The organism is Xenorhabdus stockiae, assembly GCF_002632825.1.
GTDB lineage: Bacteria > Pseudomonadota > Gammaproteobacteria > Enterobacterales > Enterobacteriaceae > Xenorhabdus > Xenorhabdus stockiae.
The window spans coordinates 1-4,081 of the sequence record NZ_NJAJ01000081.1; the positions used below are offsets into that span (position 1 = coordinate 1).

6 protein-coding genes are annotated in these 4,081 nt (G+C 49.3%); all 6 read right to left on the bottom strand.

Annotation, left to right across the window (positions count from 1 at the left end):
- Positions 1-399, bottom strand: a 399-nt coding sequence (locus Xsto_RS19960) for a tail assembly protein (RefSeq protein WP_099126208.1), incomplete at its 3' end; no start/stop codon positions are given.
- Positions 399-1,103, bottom strand: coding sequence for a C40 family peptidase (locus Xsto_RS19965; RefSeq protein ID WP_099126209.1), 705 nt, complete (start codon positions 1,101-1,103; stop codon positions 399-401). The genes Xsto_RS19965 and Xsto_RS19960, both read right to left, overlap by 1 nt.
- Positions 1,104-1,167: 64 nt before the next feature.
- Positions 1,168-1,824, bottom strand: a complete 657-nt coding sequence (locus tag Xsto_RS19970; RefSeq protein WP_099126210.1) for a DNA translocase FtsK — start codon at positions 1,822-1,824, stop codon at positions 1,168-1,170.
- Positions 1,825-1,895: 71 nt separating this feature from the next.
- Positions 1,896-2,636 carry a phage minor tail protein L gene (locus Xsto_RS19975; RefSeq protein WP_099126211.1) on the bottom strand — a complete coding sequence of 247 codons (741 nt, stop codon included), beginning with the start codon at positions 2,634-2,636 and terminating at the stop codon, positions 1,896-1,898.
- An 11-nt stretch (positions 2,637-2,647) separates the two neighbouring features.
- Positions 2,648-2,980, bottom strand: a complete 333-nt coding sequence (locus Xsto_RS19980) for a phage tail protein (protein ID WP_099126212.1) — start codon at positions 2,978-2,980, stop codon at positions 2,648-2,650.
- The coding region (locus Xsto_RS19985) for a phage tail tape measure family protein (protein ID WP_141554551.1) at positions 2,977-4,081 on the bottom strand (1,105 nt) is incomplete at its 5' end. The genes Xsto_RS19985 and Xsto_RS19980, both read right to left, overlap by 4 nt.

Consider the following 4,081-nt stretch of genomic DNA (forward strand, 5'->3'; position numbering starts at 1 on the left):
GAGCATTTGCACCACGCCACCCAGCATCATACCGACACCGGACATCACCATCGGTACACCATAGGGCGTGTACCACAAGAACGCCCCCGCAACGACCATAACTGCGCCGAGTATCGTCTGGAATACCCCGGCTTTTTTACTGCCAATAATCACCGGCACAATCCGAATATCCCCTTCTCCGGAAAAAGCCAGTTCATCCTGGCTGATATTGCGCTTGTCGATAAACACGGCAAAGGTGAATCCGCGCTCTCTGGCGGTTAACAGGTATTTTTCAAAACCCTCAATCAGCACAGACAAGGCCCGGATCGCTTCCTGCGGTGAAGAGACTGCCAGCCGATGCGCTCGTCCGAATTGGGTACCCAGTGTGCCGTATAAGCGTATTGTGCGTATCGTTTCCATTATTCCCCCTGATATCTGACGATTTTCACCGTGCGTTCCTGCCAGTAGCCACTGTAAGACACGCGGTTGCTGAGTTGCCCGTACATATGGTGCAGCATCAGACCCTCACCGAGATACACTCCGGCATGATTAGGTTCACGGGCCTGCACCTGCATAATGATCACATCACCGGTCTGGAGTTCCCCGCTGCATTCGATAAATCCCGCCGAGGCGTAGTGCTGCATATAGAGATTTTCGCCCCGGTTCCACCACCCATCTGTACGGACAAAATCCGGTAATTCAATGTTGCGCTCCAGCCGATACCAATCGCGGACAATGGCGTAACAGTCCCAGATACCGTGGACAAACGGTCGTTCCAGCAAAGGCTTAATCCCCTTCGAGGGCATCAGCGTACGGATATCCCCTTCCGGCCATGAGACAATCACCCACGGGAGTTGTGATAGATCACACTGAGCAATATCTAACTGACTGGGCTGGGTGGTCGCATCCGGGTGACTGTGCACAATGGCAATAATCGTTCCGGCATCTTCGGCGGCGGCGTAATCCTCCGGGTGAAGGCTGAACTGCTCTGTTGGGACTGAGGCGGTATTACGGCAGGGAATATACTGTTGTTTACGGCTGTTCTGAATGACCAGTCCACAGCATTCATTCGGGTAGTCGGCCTGCGCGTGTTCTAGGATGGCTTGGATAATATGAGGACGCATAAAGGCTTCCTTAGGCAATAAAAAACCCGCCGAAGCGGGATGTTGAATTAAAACAACAAATAAATCACATCTCTAAATTTTCCAAATAATACTTATCGCTTTTAGGTTCGTAACGTACGACCACATTGAATTTCGTTCTTATCATTGCGCCAAAACTATTTTGAGCATCAACATACCCAATAAAATTAAATTTACATTCTTCGGGCTTGTATGATTTAACATCGTAGTAACTGGCAAACTTAGCAGTTGACGGGGCTTTTAAATGAGATGAAATAAGTTTTTCAGCATAGATATACGCAGATTTGTCATCTGTACAATAATTTGTTGGGGGCGCTGGTGTCCGGCTAGAGCAAGAGGCAAAAACGACGATAACAACGATAAAACCAATACCCGCCATAAGCCATTCAAAGCCTCCATATCCTAATACCTTAGAATCACTTTTCTTGGTGTTAACTACGCTAGGACTGGCGATGGGTTCTTTTTTTTCTTGTCTCGTTGCCTCCTTTGTTACCGGAGTAATTATTTTATATCGGGAGATTCCGTTATTATGCTCCCATGCAACTATTTGCATCTCTTCCATCTGTTGCAATAGCAGGGCTGCTCTATTGTAGCCTATACCAAAATACTCTTTTACATCATCAATGGATGCATATTCATTGGTTATTAAATACTCAACAGCATCATCAAATAAAGGATCAATGGTTTTATCATCAAGTCCCATTAATGCGCCCTCATAATGTCAATATATCAACAAATATTAACCTTTTGTTCTTTTAATATCCAGAAGCACTATTATCTCCTCAGCAAAGCCGAACCGGGAAAACCACCAAAGGGAAGTTGATTACCTATTCCATGGCGCGGCTCGCATCCCGTTGATAATAACCCTGAGCACACATCCTTTGACGGATCGTCCGTTGGGTTGCCCTCTTCATCAAAATAACGATTACCTGTGTAGTTACAGGGGGATTTGCGATACAACCCACGCATACACCATGTACACAGGCTATGGATTTGACGGGTGGGGATCTGAATCCCTTGTAGATCTGCCGGAGAAGACAGAGCAAAATGGACTTCGGTATTGTCTTCATGGGTTTTACTGTCAATGTAGAAAACGTCTACTTTTTCCTGTGTCGGGTCAGCCTCCGGGTTACCCTCGGGGAAGTTGCGCGCATCCAGATAATGAGTGAAGGTCATGCGAATAGTCATACGTGCCTGCGCCATATTATGGTAAGCCAGACACAGGGCGCTAATGGTGCCATCCAGATTGGCGACCCTTAACGCGGGAGAAGCGGTACTGCCATCACTCTGAATTTCCAGCCCCTTAACCTCAACCGGCCACGGCTTATATTCTACGCCCTGCCACCAGATAGATTTAGCAGGTAAATTGTCTGAACTTTCCAGCTCCGCCTCGGTGTACGCTATCGGGTGGTTATGGAAGTACAGCTCTGGCCCGCCAAATGCGGAACCATCAAGGGCAAACAATAAGACTTTGCTCCCCGGCTCCAGTTGCTGGAGTGTCGTATTTATGGTCATAATGGTGTTCTCTACGGATGGTAAGTGCGGGTAAAGATCACGGACAGCGTAAAATAAGCCCCATGCGCCTGTATATTGAATTTCCCTGCCTGATACAGCCCTAACTCCGATAACGGGTTGCGCCATTTAAAAGAACGCCAACCCTGATGTTCACGTAAGAAAGCCATAATCGGCTGGATATCCGACAGGGAACCCACAAACGACAACGGCCAGCTTTCCCGCTGTGAATTTATCCCGTCACCGATGGTTTGCTTGTACCCGTCGCCGAACTGGACAGATCGCACCACCGGTTCAAATTCCCCCGCTGCCCCGACCCGGGCGGGAAAATCAAACGTCTTTATCATCGCCGTCCTCCTTTAATCGCTACACTGAGTTCACCGCCCTGACCGAGACTCTTATGCAGCAAAGTCTTAAATCGCTGGTCGATAAACTTCGCAATATCCTGTCCGGCCGATTCAAAGCCGCTGGTTGCCTTCACTTCCTGATTCCCATCAGAATGAATTACGATACTGACATGGTTGGTGGTCTGGTTGTTGGTGCCACCGCTGGCTTCCACACCCAACCGACCATCGGAGCCGCGCTTTAATGGTAAAATCGCTTCGGGACCGGCTTCCCCCATCACACCACCCCCTTTCGCAAACGCAAACAAAGTCGGACTGCTGACAATCTGCCCACTGTACTGACTTAAATTGGTTGACTGGTAAACCCCGCCTTTCGCATTCGGGATAGGACTTTTCCAGATATCCGGGGTGATTGTCGTGCCGGAGCCAATCGAACCCATATTGCCCCCGGCTGAGGCTAAGGCATTGGTCCCCATATTGGCCATACCACCCCCACCGAAGAAGCCTGAGATGGCTTTGGTGATCAGTGCCTGCATCGCAATACGCACCAAGTCCTGAATAATCGATTGGGCTAATGAGGCCGACAGTTCCCGCATGGATTCAGAAAATGACTTACTGCCGGTTAACATGCCGGTCAGGGCGTTACTTGTCCGTTGTTCAACCACGTCTAACAGGTTGATCTGCATCCGTTGAAAATCCCCCTGCGCCCCGTACAGCTCTTTAGCGGCGGCAAGCTGGGCATCCCTAGAACGCGTGCCTGCTGCCATAGTCAATTGCTCATAACGCTCTTTACTGATGCGGTTATTACGATAATACGCTTCATAAAGCGCAGTTTGTTCTGTCAGTTGATTTTTCAGCTGGGTCACGGGATCAACCTCACCCGCCATATCAAGCCGGGGCGCAGCAAACTGTCTGGCCTGTTCTGCCAGCTGATCTTTCACTGAGGTTTGTTGGAGGGTTTTTCTGGCTAAAAAATATTCCTGTTCAGTCAACAACCGTTCAGCATACAGGGCTTTCAGCTCTTTGCTCGCGTCCCTTTCCTGCCGGATAAGGGCTTTTGCCGGAGCGTAGCGTTCTGCCAGTTCCTGTCGCTGTTTCTGGTGG

Coding starts and splice junctions, on each gene's coding strand:
- Xsto_RS19980 (WP_099126212.1), bottom strand. CDS start 2,980: ATGATAAAGACGTTTGATTTTCCCGCCCGGGTCGGGGCAGCGGGGGAA.
- Xsto_RS19975 (WP_099126211.1), bottom strand. CDS start 2,636: ATGACCATAAATACGACACTCCAGCAACTGGAGCCGGGGAGCAAAGTC.
- Xsto_RS19965 (WP_099126209.1), bottom strand. CDS start 1,103: ATGCGTCCTCATATTATCCAAGCCATCCTAGAACACGCGCAGGCCGAC.
- Xsto_RS19970 (WP_099126210.1), bottom strand. CDS start 1,824: ATGGGACTTGATGATAAAACCATTGATCCTTTATTTGATGATGCTGTT.